Here is a 24403-nt window from a genome sequence, read left to right on the forward strand (position 1 = left end):
TAAAATTTTTATGAAAAAAATAATTTTACTTTTGCTTTTGCCAATTAGCATTTTTGCACAAAAATTCAGTCAAACTGAAATCAAACGGTTTGAACAACAAGCTAAAAATGTAAATATTATTCGAGACAATTGGGGAATTCCCCACATCTACGGAAAAACAGATGCGGATGCAGTTTTTGGATTGCTTTACGCCCAATGTGAGGATGATTTCAAGCGAGTTGAAATGAATTATATCGAAAAATTGGGTAGAATTTCTGAATTAAAAGGAGAGTCTGAATTGTACAATGATTTACAAATTCGTTTGCTGATTGATACGCTGGAAGCAAAGGCTGATTATCAAAAGGCTGCTCCGTGGTTGAAAAAACTTTTGAATGCTTATGCAGATGGTATCAATTTTTATTTATACAAACATCCATCAGTAAAGCCAGCTTTGTTGAGCCGTTTTCAAGCTTGGTATCCTTTGCTTTGGACTGACGGAAGTATTGGAGCAATCAGTACGGCTGATTTGAGTATTGCCGATCTAAAGAATATTTACTCAGGAAGCTTGGTTTCGGCTGTGGCTGTTCCTAAGCCTACCGACCATCAGACAGGTTCTAATGGTTTTGCTTTTTCACCCAAAATTACGGCTTCGGGCAATGCCATTTTGTATATAAATCCGCACGTAACTTTTTATTTTCGTCCAGAAGTACAAGTGGTAAGTAACGAAGGTTTAAATGCTTACGGAGCGGTTACATGGGGGCAAATATTTGTTTATCAGGGGTTTAATCCTTATTGTGGCTGGATGCACACTTCAAGTAATGTGGATGTAGCAGATGTTTATGCTGAAAAAGTTATAAAAAAAGACGACAAGTATTTCTATGAATACGAAGGAAAGTTAAAACCAGTAACTGAAAAGAAAATAACGATTAGTTATTTGGCTGGAAATGAAGTGAAACAGAAAACTTTCACGACATACTTTACGCATCATGGACCAATTATGGCTAAAAGAGATGATAAATGGTTGAGCTTGAAGTCATATAACCGTTCGATGGTGAGTTTAATTCAAAGTTGGAAGCGAACAAAAGCTAAAGGTTTTGAAGAGTACAAACAAATAATGAGCCTACGAGCCAACACTTCGAACAATACTGTTTTTGCAGATAACAAAGGAAATATCGCTTATTGGCATGGGAACTATATTCCCAAAAGAGATAACCAATTCAATTGGGCAAAACCTGTGGATGGCTCTGTGGCAATTACCGAATGGAAAGGTTTGCACGCTGTGGACGAAACGGTTCATTTGTACAACCCTACGAATGGCTGGTTACAAAATTGTAATTCTACGCCTTTTTCGGTAGCTGGGGCAAATAGCCCTAAAAGAGAAAATTATCCTTCGTACATGGCTCCTGATGGTGAGAATTTTAGAGGTGTAAATGCAGTAAGAGTATTAGACCGTGAAAAAAAATATACAATTGATAAAGTAATTACGGCTGGTTATGATACTTATTTAGCTGCTTTTGAAGTACTGATTCCTGCTTTGGTAAAAACTTTTGAGCGTGATGTAAAACCAACGGATTCGCTATACTCGGCTTTGAAAGAGCCGATGGCAGTATTGAAAAATTGGGATTATCATGCTGCAGAAAACTCGGTAGCTACTACTTTGGCAGTAGAGTGGGCTCAGAAATTAAATCCAATCATTCAAAAATTGTATATCGACCAAGGCGAAACCGACCAAGTAGAAAATACAAAAAGATTTGCGACTAATGCCTCTGTGGCTCAATTAATGCCGCCGTTGGTAGCAGTTTTGAAAGAATTAAACAAGAAGTTTGGTACTTGGCAAATACCTTGGGGGGAAATCAATCGTTATCAAAGATTAACTGGAGATGTACAAGCGAAGTACAATGATAATGAACCAAGCTTCCCAGTTGGTTTTGCCTCAGCACTTTGGGGTTCATTGCCTTCTTATAATAGTCGCTATTATCAAGGAACAAATAAAAGATATGGCGTTGGGGGAAATAGTTTTGTTTGTGCCGTAGAATTTGGCAAAAAAATTAAAGCAAAATCTTTATTAGCTGGTGGCGAAAGTGGCGACCCTACTTCCAAACATTTCAACGACCAATTATTGATGTACACCAAAGGAAAGTTTAAAGATGTACTTTTCTATAAAGAAGATGTATTAAAAAATGCCGAGAAAAAGTATCATCCCGGAGAATAAATGGAATAATTCTTAAACAAATTGATAAAACGTAAGGTTCGCAGTATATTTGTAGGATTTTTACAAGAGAAATTCAAATTATTTACAATAACGAATAAATTAAAACTCAATGGCGTATCAACAAGACTTTACTTATGTGACTGGTACTGAACCACACCGCATGCGTACAAGAGAAATCCTGAAAGCTCACCCTGAAGTGAAAAAGCTAATTACAAAAAATCCGATGACGATGGTCTGGATTTTGGCTTGCGTTTCACTTCAAATAGTTATGACTTACCTTGTAAAAGACCAAGCTTGGTATATCATTCTTGCGGCGGCTTGGTGTATTGGTGCATTTCCATCACATACTTTATTTATCTGTATTCATGAGGCTTCACACAATTTAATTTTTAAGAAACCATCTTGGAATGTTTACGCAGGTATTATTGCCAATTTTCCTTCGTTGATGCCTACTGCTATTTCGTTTAAAAATTATCACTTAAAGCACCATGCTTTCCAAGGTGTACACGAATTAGACGCTGATTTACCAGACAAATGGGAAGCTAAATTGATTAACAACTACTTTATCGGAAAAGTAATTTGGTTGTTGTTGTACCCATTTTTCCAAGTAATTCGTACTCTTCGTTGTTTGGAATTGGCAATCATCGACCGTTGGGTGATGATGAACATCATTGCTCAAATTGCTTTTGATGTAGTTATTTTATACATCTGGGGATGGCCAGCATTAGGTTATTTAGGAGCAAGCTTTTTGTTTTCAGTAGGTTTACACCCACTTGGAGCAAGATGGATTCAAGAACATTATTTGGTTTTAGACAAAAACCAAGAAACATATAGTTATTACGGTGGCTTGAATTTAATCAACATGAACGTTGGTTATCACAACGAACACCACGATATGCCTTCTGTACCTTGGAATAATTTACCAAAATTAAAGGCTGCAGCACCAGAATTTTACGACAATCTGAAGTATCATACTTCATTTGTAAAATTATTTTTTACGTTCTTATTCAGCCAAGAAGTAGGTCTGTATTCAAGAATTGTAAGAAAAGAAAGAGGACGTGTAGGCTTAGACGATACGTCAATCCCTGATATTCAGATAGCTGAACAGATAGCAAAATAGTCTGTCTGTACCACGATAATTACCCAACGATATGAAAAGCCCTAATTTAGGGCTTTTTTTTGTGCTGATACCAAAGCAGGACAAGCCTACAACGATACTTGCATTTTTAATAATAATGTGCGAAGTTTGTTATACAATGTTCCTTTGCTACACGTTTTTATAATGTTTTGAGAATCCTCAAAACATTTTTTGTTACAAATATCTAAAATACAAACTCATGTATTGACATCAGCAAGAACCATCAAATGGCAAAGAAAAAGAAACTAAGAATCATCAACTACGTCAAGGACGGAGTGGTGATGCGAAGCGAGGTTGCACCAGAACCCGAGAAAAGAGTTACGACCAAGTGGTCTGAAGAGGAAATTAAATACTTGAAAGATAATTTCCAAAAAGTAACTACAAGGCAACTCTCTGAACAACTGGGAAGAAGTTGGGAGTCGGTCAGAGGCCAATTGAAGAGATTTAAGCTAACCGTTGGAGAAGAACTCAGAAAAGAGAGGCAAGCCAGCAGAAAAGGAGTACCATCTGGAAGAGTAGGGGTAACGAAATGGACAGAAGAGGCCATTAATTATCTGAAAGAACACCATTACACTAAACCTTTACCTGAGATTTGTGAACATTTGAATTTAAAGTATGGAATTGTTTACAAAAAAATGAGAGCTTTAGGTTTGGAAGTAAACCCCGAAATTACACTAAAAGCCCGAAGAGAAGGGATTGGGAAAATTAACGCTGAGAAAAAAGCCTATTTCGCATCTGAAGATTTTTTAGCAAAAAAGCGAAATAATCAACTCAAGAAAAGAACCAACTCTATCAAAGAACGCTTAATGAAGCGTGAACTTTCTGAGATTCAAAAGATTCAGAATGAAATTAAGAAGTCGCTCAAGAAAATTGAGAAAAACGACGAACTGATTAACAAATTAGTATTAGAGAAACAAAACATCAGAGCCGAAATCAAACGTTCTGAACTCCGTATCAAAGTCATTACAGATAAATTGAATGCCAATTTTAAAAAGAACGGAGAAGCATAAGGCTGGCATTCATCCATAGCATTCAGTACAGTCCGCCAAGTGTTATCATTAACTTTATCATCAGCAAAGGAAATAAAGTAAAATAATACGCTAAAGTGAATATTTTAAAGTAAAATGTCTGTTCAACAGAAACTTATCACGATTATCCACTAAGTGTTTTTTTGCTTTTTATTAATTTATAAACAAAATGAAACAACCAAATTTGCGTAGTCTAATCCTTCCTTTCACTGCTGGATTATGCTTATTTTTTGAATCGTCTTTTATTTCAAGTCGTTCAAGTGAAAACCCTAAACCCAATATTCCAACCCAAATTGGAACAACGGCATTAAAAATTGATACAGTAGCTTCTGGTTTAAAAGTACCTTGGGGAATGGTTTTTCTACCCAATGGTGATATGCTTGTAACTGAAAGAACGGGTCAATTACGAATTATTCAACAAGGAAAACTCAACCCTGAACCCATAAAAGGACTTCCCGCTATTCTTTCTAAAGGACAAGGTGGATTATTTGACATTATGCTCCATCCAAAGTACAAACAAAACGGTTGGATTTACTTTACCTACTCTTCACCAGCCGCTGATGGTGAAGTAGGAAAAGGCTCAAACACGGCTTTGATGCGTGCTAAATTGGTTGGAAATACTTTAACGGAGCAAAAAGTGATTTTCAAAGCAAGTCCCAACGTAAGTACTAATCATCATTACGGTGGAAGAATTGCTTTTGATAAAGCTGGCTTTTTGTATCTAACGATTGGTGAAAGAGGGCAACAAGATGAGGCTCAAAAACTTACGAATTATCAAGGAAAAGTAATACGTTTACACGATGACGGAACTGTTCCAAAGGATAATCCTTATGTTGGAAATGCTGAAGCTAAGCCTGAAATTTTTTCTTATGGACACCGTAATCCACAAGGTTTTGTGTTAAATCCTTGGACGGGCGATTTGTGGGAACACGAACACGGCCCGCAAGGAGGAGACGAAGTAAATATTCTGAAAAAAGGAGCAAATTACGGTTGGCCAGTTATTACTTATGGAATCGGTTACGATAATTCTATCATCAGCCCTGATACTGCTCGTGAAGGAATGGAACAACCAGTGATTTATTACCGACCTTCTATTGCTCCATGCGGAATGACTTTTGTAACAAGTAATAAATTTCCAAACTGGAAAGGCAATCTTTTGGTTGGTTCTTTGAAGTTTCATTATTTAAAACGTTGTATAATTAAAAACAACAAAGTAGTAAGCCAAGAAACTATCTTGGAAAATATCGGTAGAGTAAGAGACATCAAAGAAGGCCCAGATGGAAATATTTATATTGCCATCGAAAGCTCAGGAACAATTGTAAAAGTTAGCCCAGCGAAGTAAATTTTGGACTTCGGCTATCGGATTTCGGGTTTCAGTAATCAGCTTTTGATATAATTGCTAAAGTTTAAAATCCGACATCCGATACCCGAAATCAGAAGTCCGATAGCCCAAATCTAAAATTATATGAAAGCATTATTAATTATTGCCTCAATGTTGTTCCTAACGCCATTTTGGCAAAATAATGAGGAGGATGAATTAGCCGAAAGTATTGCTCGTGGTAAAGAGATTTATCTCAATAATTGCATCGTTTGTCACATGGGAAAAGGAGAGGGAGTAGCAAAGCTTAATCCACCATTGGCAGGGTCTGATTATTTGTTAAAAACGCCTGATAAAGCTATTAGGGCTATCAAGTATGGTTTACAAGATGCCATAGAAGTAAACGGCGTAAAGTACAAAGGAATGATGCCCGAATCGGGATTGGAAAATGAAGAAATTGCAGATGTAATGAATTATATTTCAAATACTTGGGGGAATAAATCAGAAAGAATATTTGATGCAAAAATAGTAGAGGGAATCAAGAAATGATTCCCTTTTTTTATTAGTACTTGTAATCATAAAAGCGGTATAATTTTATAAAGTAGATTTGTTCACGATATTAATTTTTAATTAAATTAGGGTTTAATTTTTTGTGAGATTTTACTAAACAACTAAATAGTTTAGTTGTAACTAAACATAAAATGCCTTAATTTGTATTAAAAAATATAAAATCTATAAATGGAAAGCAACAGTTCAATCAATTAGTGGTTGATGGAAATGGGCAACTGGATGAATTTGAAAATGATTTGAAGGATACTACTTATTGGAGTGAATTTAAAACGCTGTTAGCATATATGGATTTTGTGGCTAATAACAGAACATTGCCACAAACTAAGTTCAAGGATATAACGCCTGCCAAAGAGTTAGTAAAAGAATATGAATTCAAAAGTAAACACTTAAGAATTTATGCAATTCATCAACCAAATGGAAAGATAGTTATTTTAGGAGGTTATAAGAACAATCAAAAAAATGATATTAATAAATTTAGGTCTTTAAAAAAACAATATTTAGATTCTTTAAAATAGATTTAGGATGGAAAGAGATGAATTATTGAAAAGTAAAGAATACTGGATTGCAAAAATCCAAATGGATTTATATCAACTTATAGAAAATTATTGTATTGAAAAAAAAATAACCAAAACTCAATTAGCTAAGGAATTGGGCGTTTCAAAAGGTTATATTAGCCAAATTTTGAATGGAAACTTTGACCATAAATTAAGTAAGTTGGTTGAACTTTCATTGGCATTTGGTAAAGTTCCAATTATTGAATATGAAAATGTTGAGAAATATACCTCCCCAGATAAATCTGTGGAACATGAGGTTGTTCAACAGGATGATTTAATTTTTACTTGCGTCTAAAATACGGCCAACCTTTTTTGAAAATCATTTCTACTAAATTGATTTTTGATTTGCCTTGGTCGTCGGCATCGTAATAATGAATAGATACCATATTTTTACCTTTTTCTCTTAGTAAACCAACATGACCGGGCCCTTGAAATTTACCTTCGGTTCTTAGAATAATAGTGCCGCCACCTGCATTCAAATCTTTGCCAATTTGGTCTAAAAATGGGCCTAAGGGATTTTTTGAACGTCCGCAAACGATGTAATAAGTACTGTTTAAGCCTTTACAACATAAACCATTATTTACAAAAAGGTAATAATATTCACCTTCTTGGATCAAGCATGAAGCTTCCCAGTCTGATTCTCTACCACCAGCTACTTTTTTGATACTTTCGCCCGATTTGATTTTACCCGAAGCAGAATCCAACTCCACAGCACCAATACCACCGAAAAATGAACCATAAGTCATCCAGATTTTTCCTTGTTTGTCTTTCAAAATACTTGGGTCTATGGCATTGAAATCTTTTCTTTCTTTTGAGGCAACGACCAAGCCTAAATCTGTCCATTTGTATTGGGGCGAATTGGGGTCAAGTGTTTGGTTGGTTGCTACGCCAATAGCAGATTGCGATGCTCCAAAAGATGAACAAGAGTAATACAAATAATATTTTCCGTTCATAAAAATACAATCAGGTGCCCAAAAATGTCCTTGAAATTTAGGAACATACTCTTTAATCCAATTGGGAAAAGAATCTTTTTGGAATACAGTTTTGGCAGAAATTTTCCAATTTTCTAAATCAGAAGAATAAGTAGCTTTGATGCCATTGCCTGTTGAAAATATCCAATAGGTATTACCATCTTTTTGAATCGTTGATGGGTCATGAGATTCAATTTCACCCATTTGAGCCACAAGGTTGTGGCTCAAATGGAGTAAAAGTAAAATGAATAAATACTTGATATGTTTATGAATAATCATCCAATAAAAAATTATTCCCAAGTAAGCTTGATGAAAGAAACGGCTTGTCGGGGTAAGTTGAAATTTAATGTAAGTGTGCCATTACTTACTTTTTGTTCAGTGGATGGAGTAAATAAGGCAAGTTGACCAGCTTTTTCTAAAGTAGCGATTTGCTCTGCGGTAGGTTGTTGTGGCGAACCCATTTTCTTCCAAACTTCATAAGAATTGCTATGTTCGGCATCAATTCTATATTCTGAAACTTTTACTTTTTTGCTTGGAATAGCTTTAATTGTTAATTCTACTGGAGCATCATTGGCTTTTAGGTCGTCGTCGTGATAATTCCAGAGCATTACTGCCGCTGTTTTTTTATCCGTACTTACCAAAGCATTAATGTCGGCACTTGCTTTTCGCACGCTTGAATCTACGACCATTTTGGTAGTATATGCTTGATTTCCAGAAACCTTTACTCTTGAGCCACTCATCATGCCAAACATTCTGAAAACATTTAGCACAGGTTTATCAACGCCATTGGTTGCCAAATCACGGAAACCGTAAAACCAAGGTTGGTTTTCAAACTCAAATGACCAACTCACTGCCCCGATAAGATTTACATTGTACTTATCCATTAAATCATACTTTTTGGCAAAAGAAGCAGCCGTATAACTTGAGTACATCGTACCATTACGATAGGCGTTTTCAGGATTAGTTGCCATGCCACAAGCAGCACAACCTTCGGGGTCTGACTCACCGATAATGACTGGAAGTTTATTTAAACTTGGGTATGATGCCACAATTTCAAAGCCTTTATCAAGGTCTCTGAGCTGTGTACCCATGTTCATTTGTACGTGTCCGTTCACAATCTTAGGTGCGCCTTTGGCATGATAGGTAATGAAATCTATGGGAGAACCTATTTTACCTGTGGCAAAATTTTTCCCTTGAGTTACATGGTCTAAAAAAGTCTTTAAGAAAGTAGCTGATTTATCCCAAGATGGGCCTGTTACTTCTGGTCCTCCGATTTTGGCACTTGGCAAAGCACGTTTTACAGCATCTGCTGTGTAGTCGTACAGCTTGATGTATTCTTCGGTTGTACCTTTCCAATAACCTATGTTGGGTTCATTCCAGAGTTCCCAGTACCAAGTTTCTACTTCTTTTTGTCCATACTTTGCCACAGAATGCTTCACCCATTGATAGACAAGTTCCGCCCATTTATGATAATCTTTTGGTGGATAAGCCCAACCAGTGTAAATATCATTATAATTATCCCCCGGTTTCCAATGATGACGATATGGGTTTGGGTGGCTTGATAGAGCTTCTGGCATAAAGCCAATTTGGGCAATGGGTTTCATGCCTCGTTCAAGAAAAGTATCAAAAATCTTATCAACAATAGTCCAATCATACACAGGATTTCCATTGGCATCTTCAGTATAAGCATTGGTTGAACCCCATTTTAACGCCGCAGTACCATCGCCTGTTACAAGCAAACTGTGTACTCGTACATTTACGGGTACAGGACTCAAAGCCGACAATTCAGAAAGCAGTTTCTTGCCATCTTTCATGTAAGTATAATTGGGTTCATCGTAGCCAAACCAAGCCCAAATTGGAGTCATTTTCCCGATTTTTTGACTTAAATCGGCTTGAATAATGGTTTTTTCTTGTTGACTAAAAACCGAAAAAGTGAAACAAGAGAGGAGGTAGGCAAATAATAATTTTCTTTTCATGTTAAATGTTTGAGGAATATTAGAAGTGAAAAAGGGTAGTACTTGGAAAGAATTTCTTTCCAAGTACAAAATATTTTATTCAAAAACTGCTACAAAGCCTCCGTTGGGTTTTACAGTAATTTTTGTTAGATTTCTTGAAATCTTTAGCGGGGTTTCTTTCAAAAGAGTTTGCTCATCATCGGACATTAATTGACCTTTTTTGTTTTTCAAGAAAGATAAATCAAGGTTCAAATCTTTGGCAATTCCTTCGCCATTGATACCAGCCACGTACCATTTATTTCCTGATTTGCGGGCAACGACAAAAAGTTTTCCCGGAAAACCATCAATAAAACGGGTTTCATCCCAAGTACTTGGTAGTGTTTGTAAATATTGCTGTGCAAAAGCAGGTACATGAGCCATGCCTTCTGGTTCTTCTGCAAAATGTTGAATACCAGAGATAAAAACAACCGATAAGGCTAATTCAAAAGCCGAAGTTGTGCGTCTTTGAATGTTTGGAACTTTGTACAAATTCATCGGCGTGAAATCCATCGGGTCGAAAGCATTACGAGTAAAAGGCAAAGTGGCACAATGTGCAGGTTGCTCGTCGGCAGCTCCTTGGTCGAATGTTACCATTTCAAAGCCTTTTACAGCTTCGGCTGACATCAGATTTGGATAAGTTCTGTGCCAACCTCTCGGTAAAGTTGCTCCGTGAAAATTCACTAAAAGTTTTGCTTTGGCAGCATCTTCCAAAATATTCAAGTAATACTTAATCATCGACTGTCCATCGCCACCGAAGAAATCAATTTTTACGCCAGCAATACCCATTTCTCGGATTTTGTTAAATTCTTTTACTCTTCCTTCGTGGGTTAGCAACAAGCCTTTTGGATGATACTTTACGGTATTCCAATCGCCTGCTGAGTTGTACCAAAGTAATAATTTTACATTTTTGGTTTTAGCGTAATCAGCCAACCATTTTGTTTTTTCGTAGCCAATTCTGGTGTCCCAATCAGCATCAATTAAGCAATACTCCCAGTGCATTTTTGCAGCGAAATCTATATAATCTTTGGTCGTATCAAAATTGACAGAATCATCTTTTTTCATAATCCAGCTCCAAGAAGATTTTCCTGTTTGGACAAAAGAAGTATCCATTTTCACCGCAGGTAGGGCTAAATCTGTACCCAAAGTAGATTCAGTAATAGTTTTTAACGAACCGACTGTAATGACTCTCCACGGCGAAAGCCAAGGTAAAGTTGACTGAGGATTAAGTTCGCCACCTGTAAATATTTCTGGTGCTTGCGGAAAACCAATTTTATACTCATTATTAGGCGATTCGGCTCTGAGGCGAGTAGCACAATAAGTACCGTCTAAGCCTGCCTCGGTTAATAAAACCCAAGTGCCGTTACTCTGAAAAAGGGCAGGATATACCCAGCCCGCTTTGATTGGCGAAATAATACCTGCTAAAATATCTTTCTGATAAAATTCTTCATACGAAGGATGGCAATGTTCCCAACCAGTTTGGGCATCACTCATTGGTTGAAGCCAAGCTTTGGTGGCTTCTGGAAATTTGAAAGAAGTAATTTCTTCGCTGATTTTTTTAATATCTGTTGAATTTTCGGGAAAGAAGTATCTGAAAGCAACGCCATCGTTTGAGACTTGAAAAATAATGTCTATTTTTTTCCCTTCGGCATTTTTTAATTTAAAAACCTGACGGTTGGCTGTATAGGTGATATTACTTTTCTTCGTGGTTTTAATGCTATACTGGTCTTTTACCAAAATGGGTTTTGTAGTACTCAATAGCGAAAGTCCTTTGCTGAAATCGCCATCTTCACGGATAAGTCCTAAACTGGAAGAAGCCAAAACCGTTTTGCCTTGAAAGCTAACAGCGTAATTGGCTTGCTGATTTTTGACAGAAAAATCTACGACAATTTGTCGGTTGGGACTGAAAACTTTCTGCGAAAAAGAACTGAAAGCAAGTAATAAAAAAATAATGGAGGATAATGATTTTAGGTTCATGGTAAATAAAATTGGGAATAATTATTGATAAATTGTAAAGGTTGAATAGCGAGTTAATTTAACATTACTGTAATATGAGGTTAATTTTTCCCTTGTCGAATTGTGTAAATCACAAGGTGAAAAATTTCATCATTCACATAAAAACGTCTTATCAGATTAATCTTGGTAAAAATTAATCTGATAAGACGTTCCAAAGAGTGCTTTGCTTACAGCAATTTTACTCTTAGTACAGTAAATGAATTAGGTGCTAAAGTCAAAGAGATTTTTTTCTTTGGATTTAGGGTAATCGTTTCTTCAACTGGACTCACATTGGTTGCATTTTCAAAAGTATTGGCAGCATCAAGGTTGTCGTTTTTCAACACGGTTAATTTAGCTTTTGTATCAAATTTCTTGATACCTTCTAAATTCACTTCACGTACTTGAGCTTTGTCTGAAACGTTAGCTACTTTCAAGATTACTTCGTTGGTAGCTTTGTCTAAAATACCAGAAGCAAATAAATCATCTTGACCAGTAAGAGCTGTCCCGTTTTGAGTGGTGTTCAGCACGTGCGTACCTTTATTGGTAGAATACAATTTTTGTACATGATAATTTGGCGTTCCGTAAGAACGAAGGTTATCAACCCAAATTAAATCTGGTGTCCACTGCCAGCCTTCTGCATGAGCAAACAAAGGAGCATACGAAGCCATTTGTACTACTTCGGCGTTGCGTTCTAAACCCGTCATAAATGCCGCTTCTGATAAAGCACATTTCCAGTTATTACGGTTGTTTACACTTACTGTTCTATCGCTTTGTGCAGCGTACTCACCTGCAAAAATTTTAGAGCCTTTACGGTCGTAAGTATCATAACGAGCCGCATTTTTCAAGAACCAATCGGGAGTACGGTAATAATGTTCGTCGATAATATCGGCGTTCATACTACGCAACTCAGTGTTTAAATAATTGAATCTGTCGCCTTCTGGGTCAGTACCTGAGCTGTTTACTAATTTAATATTAGGATATTTTGCTTTGATAGCTTTTGTGAAAACTTTTAATCTTTCAACATACTGAGGCCCCCAGTTTTCGTTTCCAACACCCATCATTTTTAAATTGAATGGAGCAGGATGACCCATTTCTGCACGTATTTTTCCCCATTTAGAATTTACATCTCCATTGGCAAATTCAATCAAATCTAAAGCATCTTGGATATATGGCTCTAACTCGCTCACTGGCACAACTTCGGCAGTATTGAACTGACAAGCCATTCCACAGTTTAAAATTGGAAGAGGTTCAGCACCGATGTCTTCTGCCAATTGGAAGTACTCAAAGAAACCCAAGCCAAAAGTTTGGAAATAATCTGGTGAAGGACGATGAGCAAACTCTACATTCCAACGGTTGATAATCAATTGACGTTCTTCGATTGGCCCAAGTGTTTTTTTCCATTGATAACGGTTAGCCAAATCAATACCTTCTACAATACATCCGCCCGGAAAACGAATAAATCCCGGTTTCATATCGGCTAATAATTGAATCATATCAGCACGCATTCCACCCGGTCTTTTTTTCCAAGTATCTTCTGGAAACAATGAAATCATGTCAAGGTCAAATTCTCCGTTACCTTCAAACCAAATTCTAAATTTGGCTTTCGCTTCTGTTTCGGTAGCATTGAAACTGATTGCCTCTTTTTTCCATTCTTGAAGACTATTGGCAGGGGTAAGTGTTGTACTTCCAATGATACTTCCTTTGGCATCCAGTAATTCAAGATGTAGTTTTACAGCACCGCTTCTATGACGATAAAGTACTGAAAAATCATATCTCAAACCTTTTTTGATTCCCATGCCTTTGAAACCCTCGTTGGTAAGTCCTAAATCTCCTTTTGAAGTATTGCTTAATTTTACGCTAATAAATCTTGGATTGGCAGTATTTCCTTGGCGGTTTTGTACCACAATGTCGCCTTCGTTCTCCTTTTTTCTTTCAACTTTCCAACCCATTAATGGCTTTTGAAATTCAAAAGAGCGGTTTTTAACTAATTCTGCATAAATACCGCCATCAGCTCCCATGTTAATATCTTCAAAAAAGATTCCCCACATCGTTGGCTTGATTTCGGCAACGGGTTGTGTGGCTTTGATATTAATTACTGGTGTTTGAGCATGCGTTCGGGCTGGTAATCCGATTGCCGTAGCGAGCAAAGAAAAGACTGTGAGTTGTTTAAGATTCATCTGAAATTGAATAATTGATAAATTGGTTGGTTGAATTATGTCTTCTTAGATAAGCAATTTTTAAAGTAAAACTACTTACTATTTATTAAGGAATCGTTTTTATAAAGCTCTTTCGTCTTAGGCTTTATGCTGTAAGCGTTAGGCTATAAGCATTTCTAAAATTGTATTTTGTTATTTATAATTGTGAATTAGTACAAAAGTTTTAAAGCTATTTTGGTTTTGGGATTGCTGATTTCGGAAATTAGATAAACAACCTTTTTTTTAATTAGAATACGTTAAAAGAAATCATCTTATAAATCCGAAAGCCGAAATCACAAATCCGAAATCCAACTTAACTCCTATTTATTTCGCTGCTTTCACCCCTTCGGAAGTCATAATTACTCTTTTGATAGTTCCGTCTGGATTATATTTTAAATCATCAATACAAACCGAACGGTGAAAACTACCTGCATCTGGCACTAAAGCACCATTATGATAGATAAAGTAAGATTTTCCTTTGAAATCAATAATTGCATGGTGATTGGTATTGCAGTTTCCTGCCAATTCATTCAAAATACCTTTGTACTGCCACGGGCCGTTGATATTTTTACTCATGGCATAAACCGTTTTTTCTGGAAACTCAATCGAATACGATAAGTAATACCAACCATTACGTTTATGCACCCACGGTGCTTCGGTAAATTTAGTAGGTACGTTTACTTTCATAATTGGGCCGTCGAGTTCAGTCATATTGGCTTTTAATTTGGCATAATAGCAAATGGTATTTCCCCAAAAAAGATAAGCTTGTCCGTCGTCATCAATAAATACCGATGGGTCGATGTCGTCCCACCAGATTTTTGTGTCGGTTGTCATGTCGTTCGTAATAATTGCCGAACCACGAGCGTCTTTGAAAGGCCCCGTCGGACTATCAGAAACCGCCACACCAATGGCTTTTCCGGGAATCGTAGCGTGTTCGATGGCTACGTACCAGTAATATTTATTATTGCGTTTGATTACTTGCGAAGCCCAAGCGTCGTCTTTTGCCCAAGTAAAATCTTTGACATTCAATGGACTTGGGTGTTCTTTCCATGTCACTAAATCGCTTGAAGAATAACAAAGCCATTCGTGCATTTCGTAGCCTTGGTGGCGTTCGGGAGCTACGTCGTGTCCTGTATATAAATACACTACACCTTTATCAACCATTGCCGCAGGGTCGGCGGTGAATTTATCTTTTATAATAGGATTACCAGAAGTTTTCACTTGGGCATTGGCTACCACTGAGCATAAAAACTGTACTGAAAAAAGTACTTTGATTAAATTTTTAAGGTTCATTGTATTGAATTAAGTAATGAATATAATTATTGGATATTTTTTGTAAATGTTTGATAATTAGTGATTTGAAATGCTAATCACCAATTACTATTTACCAATCACTATTTTATTGATTACAAAAGGTTTATTTTTTCTTCCCCCAAACACTTGTCCCTTGGTTGTTTAAACCTGTAAAAAGAATGGTTTCCTTTTTATTTTCCCAGTCATGACCTCTGTCCACATATACTTGGTCAGTTGTTCCATTACTCCATTTTAGTTCCAACCACGGAGCGGTGTAAGTCCATTTATTGGCGGCATCGCCATTAATAGCACCGTTGGCGTTCAGGCTTAAAGGTACTGAATATTGAAAATCTGCTTGATTTTGTTCTTTGTCGTAACCCGGTACAATTCTATAATTTAAAGTAATTTGTTCCCAGTCGCCCACTAAATCTTCTGTTTTGATAGCCGTTGTAAACTCACCTGCATAACGCTGCGGGGAAGCCACAGGCCAGCCGTCTTTTGTCCAGTAAAGTTTACGAGTATGTAAAATCATAAAATTTATATCATTGCCCGGACGACCCTGATGGCTGATATAAAACTGTCCATTATTTTCAAAAACAGCACAGTGAGAAACTCCTTGCCAACCAGCATGACCACTAAACTGATAAGGAGCGATAATCATCGGGCCGTGGTCTTCGTTGGTGTTTACATCTTTGCCATTAAAGTCATAAAATGGGCCTTGTGGCGAATCTGCTTTGGCTACTCTTACATTGTATTTTGTTGCCAACCAGTCGTAAGCAATGAACAAGTAATACTTTTTTTGTTCTTTGTTATAAATGATTTCTGGACCTTCGATATTTCCGTTATAAGCACCATTCGTAAAACCACGATTGGCAATTCTTTTTCCTTTATCGCCCGGATTGAGGGCTAAACCTGTGGCAGGGTCGAGCTGTAATATATAGATTCCATCCCAAGCCGAGCCGTAGTACATCCAGTGTTTACCTTGTTGGTCAACAAGTACAGTAGGGTCAATCGCATTGGTTTGTACAGTATTGTCATCTTTTGAAACTACTGTTAATCCTTGTTCTTTCCAAGGGCCAGTAGGAGAGGAGGAAGTGGCTAAACCAATCACACTGAGGCGAGGTTTGGCTGATGAAAGCGAGTAATACAAACGGTATTCACTTCCAACTTTCATAATATACGGGGCCCATAAACTATTAAAGGGCGTTCCGCCAGCTTGTTTGATGTATTCTGCACCTTTTGAAGGAATACCATCGAAAACCCAGCCGTAAAATTTCCATTCAATCAAATCTTTTGAAGAACGGATCTGAATACCCGGACGAATGTCTGTGCCATAAGCCACATCTGTATTGTAGCAATAATAAGTATCGCCGTCTTTTAAAATAGAAGGGTCGTGAACATTGTAACAGCCCCATTTTAAATAGTTAGAAGCCGCAGCGATGTCGGCATAATTATCTTTTATCGAATTAATATCAAAAGTACTGGTAGTAGGTGTTGGTAAAGGTTGTACAGTATTTTCTACTTTGTCAGCTCCGCAGGCTAATAAGAGGAGTGAAGTAAAACTTAGACAAAAAGCTTTTGGAAGAAAAGACATAAGTTAAGAGTGATGAAATGTGAATGATAAGTTTTACTTGTTATTGAAAAAGTGGTTTAATGAAATGTAAAATACTCTTCATTAAACCACTCATTTATGCAAAGAATTAATAACTCAAGTTTTGTTTAACACCGGGGTTATTGTCGATTTCGTTTTGAGGAATTGGATAAAACTCACGACCTGGCTTATAAGTATTAAATTCTGGGTCTCTTGATTTCAACCAAGCTAATTTTGCTGGGTCGTTCAACCAACCCCAACGACGGATGTCATCAAAACGGTGTCCTTCCAAACAGAATTCTAATAAACGTTCATGTCCGATTTGTTCACGCATCTGGGCTTGTGTCATGTTTGGTTTTACGGTAGCTAAGTTTGGTAAACCTACACGACTTCTTACTTTCTGAATGTATGGATAAGCGGCAGCCGTTTGTCCTGTTTCGTTCAAACATTCAGCATACATCATCAATACATCTGCATAACGCATCAATCTTTCGTTGATACCCGAACGCCAGTCAAATTCATCTGGTTTGGTATCATCATTAGCATACTTACGGCAGTACAATGAATTTAACGCTCCAGCATTTCCAGCATATCTTACCGAGAATTCTTTTCCATAAACCATCAAACCCGGTTTGTTGTAAAACATGGTAGCTTCAAGACGTGGGTCATCTTTGCCATCAACTGTTTTTTCAAGCAAGTAATCATTGAATACCGAACGAGTTGGTTGAACGTCTGTCCAGCCCAAGCCATTTGCTCCATAAGTAATCGCTCTTGCTGATACTCTACCCCAAGAAGCGATAGGTTCACCGCCCCAGTTCAAGTCTGTGCCACCAGCCGAACGGTCGAATTGTACTTCAAAGATTGATTCTTTATTGTTTTCGTTTGCTTCTGTAAAGTTGTCACGATAATTAGGTACTAAATCGTAAATACCAGAATCAATAATCGTTTTGAACTGTACCGCTGCTTCTGCGTATTTATGGTTCATCAAAAGAGCCTTACCCAAATAGCCAATCGCTGCTCCTTTTGTAGCACGACCAAGGTCTGCACCAGTATAAGAATTTGGCAACATTTCAGCGGCTTTCTTCAAATCGTCCATTACTTGAGCCCATCCTTCGGCTTCAGTTGATTGTTTTACGAAGAAATCTTTTGTTGATTGTACTGAATTTGTCGGTAACATTACGTTGCCAAACATATTTACCAAGTGATAGAAGTACAAACCACGCAAGAAGTAAGCTTCGCCCAAAATGCGTTTTTTAAGGTTGGCATCCATCGAAATACTTGGTACGTAGTCCAACACTTGATTGGCTTTTGAAATACCTTCATAATATGCACCAAATGCCCAACCATAAATAGCCCAGTTACCTGCATTCATGGCAAATTTGCCTGAATTATACATTTGGTCCCAAGGACTGTTACTCATAGCGTCATCGCCACGGTTGTCTAACAACAAAGGCGTTGAACGCATATAGCTTCCATCAATTGCCAAACTCAAATACACTGCATTGATACCTTTCAAAGCATCTTCTTCACTTTTCCAGAAAGTAGAAGAGGTCTGAGCATTCGGGTTTACTTGGTCGAGGTTGTCTTCGCAAGAAGTACTAAGCAGCAATGTTGCTGATATGGCTACGATAATTTTTTTATTAAATATGTTCATTGTAATAATTTCGTTTGAGTGATAAACTTAGAAACCTACTTGCAAGCCCATCATTACGGCTCTTGGATTTGGATATGAACCATTGTAATAACCTCTGCTGAACAGTCCATCGCTTTCGCCCATAAAGTCGGGGTCGAAACCTTTGAAACCTGAGAGAAGGAATACGTTTTGTCCAGAAATGTAAACTCTTACTTTGCTCACTTTTAATTTATTTACCAATGCTGTTGGTAAAGTATAACCTACTTGAGCGTTTTGTAATCTTGCATAAGTACCATTTTCAACGAATCTGTCTGAATCTCTACCGTTCGAGTTCGGGTCGCCGATGATTGGTCTTGGCACATTTGTATTTGTGTTTGTTGGTGTCCAGTAGTTCAAGGCATCTGTTGAACCATTACTGTATTGTAAGCCCATCAAGTCACGGTACATACCGTTGTAGATTTTGTTGCCACCGCTTCCTTGGAAGAAGGCAGAGAAATCAAAGTTTTTGTAAGAAGCACTTAGATTTAAACCGAAGTAGAAAGTAGGAATCGCATTACCTAAATAAGTACGGTCAGCAGAAGTAATCACACCGTCGCCGTTCAAATCTTTGAATTTAATATCGCCCGGTGCTGCATTGGTTTGTGTTGCGTGGTTTTTCAAATCATCAGCATTTTGGAAAATACCTTCTGAGATGTAACCAAATATTTGCCCTACAGGCTGTCCTACTTCTGTTTTACTTGCCGCACCATAAATTGGGTTGTTCGTTCCGCCCAAGGCTAATACTTTGTTTGAAAGCGTATGGAAGTTGGCTGAAACAGCGTATTTAAAGTCGCCAGTTTGTTCACGATACGAAGCTGCGATTTCGATACCTGAGTTTTTCAAAGATGCGGCATTGGTCAAAATTGTTCCGTTGGTAGCACCCACAGAAGTAGGAATTGGAATATTTGCCAATACATCGAAAGAACGGTTATCGAAGTATTCAACTGAAAGCGAAATACGGTCTTTTAATAAACCTAATTCAACCGCTGCGTTGGTAGTTCTTTTGCTTTCCCATCTGATTGAAGGGTCAACTACTTGAGTACGAGTAGCACCAGAAGCCAATACGCCACCGAATACATAACCAGCGTTTGTGTTGATATAAGTATCTGTCAAATAGTCTCCCACGTTCTGATTACCCAATTCGCCATAACCACCTCTTAATTTAAGAGTACTGATGAATTCTGGTAATTGAATGTCATTATGAACGTTCCAAGCAGCACCTACCGAAGCAAAATTTCCGTATCTGTTTGAAGCAATGAATTTTGAAGAACCATCACGACGATAATTTACTGTTAATAAATATCTGTCGGCATAGTTATAACTGAAACGACCCAAGATAGAAGTCAATGCGGCGTTTGCATCCCAACCTGTTACGTTTTTACCGTTGGCTGTATTAACGGCAGTGTTCATGTTCAATACATAAGGTTCAATCAAACCTTTTGCACTTGCTTCTGTTCTTGAATAAGCTCCTTTTTGATAAGTATAACCTGCCAAAGCTTCAATTTTATGTTTGCCCAACTCTTTGGTATAGTTCAAAGTGTTTTCTGCTAAAGTCGTCAGGTTGTTTTCTCTTTTTTCGTACAAGTATGCGTTTGGCGTTAAATAATAGAAACCTAAATCATACTTTGGTTCAAAGAATAAATATCTTGAATCGGTACGGTCGGCACTTAATTGTAATTTATACTTCAAATTTTTGATAAATTCAATTTCACCAAAAACTGAACCTAAAAATCTGTTACGAGTGTCAGTACCACGCAATAAAGCGTTCATCCCGATTACGTTCAACGTAATAGCTCTCTGTGTGTTTTTATCAGCACCACCAAAACCGCCTAAACGATTTGGGTCATAGATAGACATCGTTGGAATAGCCGTTAATAAACTTGTTACAGCACCACCAAATACAGCGTGTTCACGAGTATTTTCTGCTCCAATTTTTTCTGAATTGGTATAACCAATCTTTGCACCGAAAGAGAAAATCCCTTTTTTACCAGAAATATTTCCGTTGAAAGTATAACGTTTGTAGTTCTGTGGCCCAGTTACGGTTGAGCTATTATTGAAGAAACCCAATGAAGCACTTGCCTTTACAGTTTCCGAACCTCCCGATAGACTCAAGTTATGGTCTTGAATGTAACCAGTCTTCAAACCTTCTTTTTGCCAGTCTGTATTTACATTACTGATGTATGCTGGGTTACTTGGGTCGTTGGCTGGTGCAATGCTCAAACCTGCATTCAATTCTGCCGCACTTACCACGTTCTGATAACCCACTCTGTCCATCAATGATATTTTTTTAGCAATATTCTGAGCTCCCGCATAGCCGCTATAATCTACTTTTAATGGACCAGATTTTCCTTTTTTAGTTGTGATAATCACAACGCCATTCATCCCTCTTGAACCATAAATAGCACCTGCCGAAGCGTCTTTTAATACAGAAATTGATTCGATGTCATTCGGTGAAAAATCGAATGGATTATCCACTAATACACCGTCGATTACAAACAATGGATTGTTGTTGGTTAATGAACCAATTCCACGAATTTTGATATTGACAAAACCGCCCGGCTCGCCAGAACTTTGTACGGTTACACCTGCTACTTGTCCTTGTAAAAGTTTTGCTACGTCATAAGAAGCAGTTTTTTTAGCATCGTCCACTTTTACTAAACCTACCGAACCCGTTAAGTCTTTGGCTTTTTGCGTACCATAACCAACTACTACAACTTCGTCTAAAGCTTTTACATCCGAAGCCAAGGAAACATTAAGTAATTTACGACCAGAAACGGCTACTTCTTTAGCAACATAACCAATTGAGCTAAATACCAATACTGTTGATTCATCTTCTACCTCAATCGTGAATTCTCCTAAAGCGTTTGTTACCGTACCACGGTTTGTACCTTTAATGAGTACGCTTGCGCCTGGAATTCCTTCGCCATTCTCGGTACTGCTTACTTTGCCTTTTACTGGAAAAGCTGCTACTTTGATTGACTCGATTGACCCTGAAGACAGGAAACTGACTTTCTTATTGTCGTTTGCTGCAATGACGTGAATATGGTTTTTAATTTGTTTGAATTCTAAGTTTACTTCTTTCGATAAAAAAGCCAAAACCTCAGTCAAAGGACGATTCTCCAAATTCAAGCTTACTTTTGCTTGGTCGTTCAGATAAGCATCATTATAAGTAAATTTGTATTGAGTTTTCTTTTCAATTTCTTTGAAAACTTTTAGGATATTCATCTTTTCAACTCGAAGGGTAATACGAATTTCATCAAGATTATTGGCCTGTGCATGAAGTGTGCCAATTACGTTCAAAACAAGCAATGTAATCACCGCCAAGATATATTTTGAACATCGGATAGTTGGTAGTAAATGAATTTTCATAAATTTGTTATTGTATTTTAAATACTAAAACTTTATAAGTTTATCCGCCAAACGCCAATTTTTTGGATAGAGTCATTATAGGGTTTATTTTAATTGTTTTTGTGGTTGTAAAAGTTCTTTTCTGTGGGAGGAAAAACAACCTTTGCAGCCACAATACAATTCTCCCCCTAACTTGTATTAAAAACTGATTTACTTTTCATGAATGTTAAAGGATATTTGTTAGAAGAAAAAAATGGAAATGTATTTGTGGTTAATGTTTATTTAGTGAATTGGTGAATGAGTGAGTTATTGAATTGTGAATTAGTGAATGAGTGATTTTGCGATTAATTTCTAAAAACTCACAGCTCATAACTCACAGCTCAAAGCTAAAAGCTATCAATGTATAAAAATCGTCTTCCCAACAATCTCATATTCAAAGCCGGACGTAAAGGCTATTCCTTGCATCACATTTTCAAGACTCTCTTGCTGAAACTCGCCGCTGTATCTTCCTTTCAATTCCACCGTTGGCATTTTGATGATTTTTACGCCATACCAAATTTCTAACTTGGCAAAAACATCGCTAAATTCATCCTTATCAAATACCAACAAACCTTGTCGCCAGCCTGCGGTTTTTTCTACATCCACTTGTGTTTTATGAATCATTGTGCCTTGTTCCAAAACGCCCATTTCATTTGGTGTCAAGAACTCCGCCTTGCCCGTAGCTTTTTCTTGCATTTTTACTTTCCCTGTCACTACAGCTACTTGTACAACTTTTTCAGAAGCGTAAGCTCTTACATTGAAAGAAGTACCCAAAACCCTTGTTTGTACTTTTCCTGTTTCTACTATAAAAGGCTGTTTCGGATTTTTCACTACTTCAAAAAAACCTTCACCTACTAAAGTAACTACCCTTTGTGCTTTGCTAAATTGTTTTGGATACGAAAGACTACTTCCTGCATTCAAGTGAACAATACTGCCGTCGGGTAAAATAATTTTAGTGCGTTGCCCTGTATAAGAAGTCGCCACTTCTACTATATTATCTTTTTTGACTACACTAAAAGGTTCTGGTTTATGTGTGTCTTCTGTCAAATAGAAACTCCCTAAAACAAATAAACTGACCGATGCCGCCATCGTAAAACCTGCAAAAGCATATTTTTTGAAAAGTATTCTAATCGGGTACTTATCCGAATAATCCTTTTGTTGTTTTACCAATTTGATTTTCTTGAAAAGCTCGTCTTTATCTTGTTCATTCAATTCATACTCTTGTTTATATCGAATCGCCAAAACAAATTTTCGAGCTAAATCTAAATCATCTTTTCTATCTGGGTTTTGAATGAGCCAATCTTGCCAATGTTCATCCAAAAGGGCATTAGGTTTCTTCACCCAATCCATAAAGCTTGGGTTGTCGAGTAAATCTTTTATGCGGTCAATGTTAGTGTACATAATACAGGGTTTCAATTCATAAAGACAAAAGCGATGGACATGACCATAGTTTTTTTGAAAAAAAATGAATTTTTTTGGATTAAATAGAATAATTTATTGAAAATAAGGCACTTGTGCGTCGAAATATTTTTAATTATTTCCAGAATTACTGTGATAAAAATCCTTTTCACACTGAAAAGTAAAAGTTTTTATTTTTTTTATACAATTTGTTGCTTTTATAAATTATTTATTATCTTTGTGTGTAATTGTGTCAAAATGACACAAGTTTAAGGTAGCTCAACGAAGATTTATTTACATGAAAACAGTTTCTGACAGCCAACTTTGGGATGAGTTTTTGAAAGGTAGCGATACCGCTTTTGAAACGATATATCTTCAATACGTAAATGTATTGTATAATTATGGTCGTCAGTTTACCCGTAATGATGATTTGGTGAGGGATTCTGTGCAAGAATTATTTTGTGAACTAATTCAAAATAGAGAACGATTAGGGACAACAACTTCTATTAAGTTTTATTTATTGGCAAGTATTCGTAACAAATTGGTACGGAAAGTAAAGCATGAAGATAAATTTCAGTCGCTACAAGATTTTGGAGGCGATTTCCAAATAGATTTTGCCTGTGATTCCGACATACTCAGAGACCTCAATCTGAACCAATCGGGCGAAATGTTGAAGGAAGCCTTTGAAAAACTACCAGCCAAACAGCGAGAAGCCATTTTATTGTATTTCTATGAAGATGTGAGTTATGAGGAAATCGCCAAAATAATGGAAATGACAAAAGTAAAATCGGCAAGAGCTTTAATTTACAGAGCTTTAGATTCTTTACAGCAGATTTTTAACAGAGGTGAAAAATATTCCTATCCTTGGGAATATCCATTGGTTGGTTAAGTACTAATACAAAATTGTGAATTAGTGTTCTGATTTTCAGTAGTTTAATTTTTTTTTTAAATAATTTTGCTCGATTACTAAAGTTTTAAAAATATTTTATATCGAAGTCATCTTGACTTTTTTGACAGTATTGCTTAAAAATAAAAAAGGTTGCTGATATTTGTTTTGCGAACCATACCAAAGCAACCTTTTTATGTACTACGTACTCAGCAAAGATATAAT

17 protein-coding genes are annotated in these 24403 nt (G+C 36.9%); 8 read left to right on the forward strand and 9 right to left on the reverse strand.

The window, feature by feature from the left end; translation table 11 throughout:
- The first annotated feature begins 10 nt into the window (after positions 1-10).
- The 7 genes from VB248_RS12255 to VB248_RS12285 all read left to right on the forward strand — a co-directional run bounded on the left by VB248_RS12255 (position 11) and on the right by VB248_RS12285 (position 7094).
- Positions 11-2191 (forward strand): penicillin acylase family protein, encoded by a 2181-nt coding sequence (locus VB248_RS12255; RefSeq protein WP_323297074.1) that lies wholly within the window; start codon positions 11-13, stop codon positions 2189-2191.
- A 109-nt stretch (positions 2192-2300) separates the two neighbouring features.
- Entirely contained in the window at positions 2301-3311 is a 1011-nt protein-coding gene (locus VB248_RS12260) for a fatty acid desaturase (RefSeq protein WP_323297075.1), read from the forward strand.
- A gap of 245 nt (positions 3312-3556) precedes the next feature.
- Positions 3557-4339: a hypothetical protein gene (locus VB248_RS12265; RefSeq protein WP_323297076.1), complete on the forward strand. Its 783-nt coding sequence runs from the start codon at positions 3557-3559 to the stop codon at positions 4337-4339.
- 187 nt (positions 4340-4526) lie between these two features.
- Positions 4527-5699: a PQQ-dependent sugar dehydrogenase gene (locus tag VB248_RS12270; RefSeq protein ID WP_323297077.1), complete on the forward strand. Its 1173-nt coding sequence runs from the start codon at positions 4527-4529 to the stop codon at positions 5697-5699.
- Positions 5700-5822: 123 nt separating this feature from the next.
- Positions 5823-6224 carry a c-type cytochrome gene (locus VB248_RS12275; RefSeq protein ID WP_323297078.1) on the forward strand — a complete coding sequence of 134 codons (402 nt, stop codon included), beginning with the start codon at positions 5823-5825 and terminating at the stop codon, positions 6222-6224.
- A gap of 215 nt (positions 6225-6439) precedes the next feature.
- Positions 6440-6760: a hypothetical protein gene (locus VB248_RS12280; protein ID WP_323297079.1), complete on the forward strand. Its 321-nt coding sequence runs from the start codon at positions 6440-6442 to the stop codon at positions 6758-6760.
- A gap of 7 nt (positions 6761-6767) precedes the next feature.
- Positions 6768-7094, forward strand: coding sequence for a helix-turn-helix domain-containing protein (locus VB248_RS12285; RefSeq protein WP_323297080.1), 327 nt, complete (start codon positions 6768-6770; stop codon positions 7092-7094).
- On the opposite strand, the gene VB248_RS12290 is transcribed toward VB248_RS12285, so the two are convergent.
- The 9 genes from VB248_RS12290 to VB248_RS12330 form a co-directional block, all read right to left on the reverse strand.
- Positions 7081-8049, reverse strand: coding sequence for an arabinan endo-1,5-alpha-L-arabinosidase (locus VB248_RS12290; protein WP_323297081.1), 969 nt, complete (start codon positions 8047-8049; stop codon positions 7081-7083). The genes VB248_RS12285 and VB248_RS12290 overlap by 14 nt on opposite strands.
- A gap of 11 nt (positions 8050-8060) precedes the next feature.
- Positions 8061-9746, reverse strand: a complete 1686-nt coding sequence (locus tag VB248_RS12295) for a GH39 family glycosyl hydrolase (protein WP_323297082.1) — start codon at positions 9744-9746, stop codon at positions 8061-8063.
- Positions 9747-9821: 75 nt separating this feature from the next.
- A complete protein-coding gene (locus tag VB248_RS12300) occupies positions 9822-11738 on the reverse strand; it encodes a glycoside hydrolase family 97 protein (protein WP_323297083.1) in 1917 nt (638 codons plus the stop codon).
- A gap of 206 nt (positions 11739-11944) precedes the next feature.
- A complete protein-coding gene (locus VB248_RS12305) occupies positions 11945-13933 on the reverse strand; it encodes an alpha-L-arabinofuranosidase C-terminal domain-containing protein (protein ID WP_323297084.1) in 1989 nt (662 codons plus the stop codon).
- A 342-nt stretch (positions 13934-14275) separates the two neighbouring features.
- Positions 14276-15244, reverse strand: a complete 969-nt coding sequence (locus tag VB248_RS12310) for a glycoside hydrolase family 43 protein (protein ID WP_323297085.1) — start codon at positions 15242-15244, stop codon at positions 14276-14278.
- 124 nt (positions 15245-15368) lie between these two features.
- Positions 15369-16838, reverse strand: a complete 1470-nt coding sequence (locus VB248_RS12315) for an arabinan endo-1,5-alpha-L-arabinosidase (RefSeq protein ID WP_323297086.1) — start codon at positions 16836-16838, stop codon at positions 15369-15371.
- Positions 16839-16944: 106 nt separating this feature from the next.
- The gene (locus tag VB248_RS12320) at positions 16945-18489 is read right to left on the reverse strand and encodes a RagB/SusD family nutrient uptake outer membrane protein (RefSeq protein ID WP_323297087.1); all 1545 of its coding nucleotides are present in this window, start codon (positions 18487-18489) and stop codon (positions 16945-16947) included.
- 27 nt (positions 18490-18516) lie between these two features.
- Complete coding sequence (locus VB248_RS12325; RefSeq protein ID WP_323297088.1) at positions 18517-21876, reverse strand: SusC/RagA family TonB-linked outer membrane protein; 3360 nt, start codon at positions 21874-21876, stop codon at positions 18517-18519.
- Positions 21877-22251: 375 nt separating this feature from the next.
- Positions 22252-23295, reverse strand: coding sequence for a FecR family protein (locus VB248_RS12330; RefSeq protein WP_323297089.1), 1044 nt, complete (start codon positions 23293-23295; stop codon positions 22252-22254).
- 295 nt (positions 23296-23590) lie between these two features.
- Here VB248_RS12330 and VB248_RS12335 point away from each other — a divergent pair, with 295 nt between their 5' ends.
- Positions 23591-24181, forward strand: a complete 591-nt coding sequence (locus VB248_RS12335) for an RNA polymerase sigma factor (RefSeq protein ID WP_323297090.1) — start codon at positions 23591-23593, stop codon at positions 24179-24181.
- Positions 24182-24403: the final 222 nt, after the last annotated feature.

Origin of the sequence: Arcicella rigui, from assembly GCF_034929435.1 — a bacterium.
GTDB lineage: Bacteria > Bacteroidota > Bacteroidia > Cytophagales > Spirosomataceae > Arcicella > Arcicella rigui.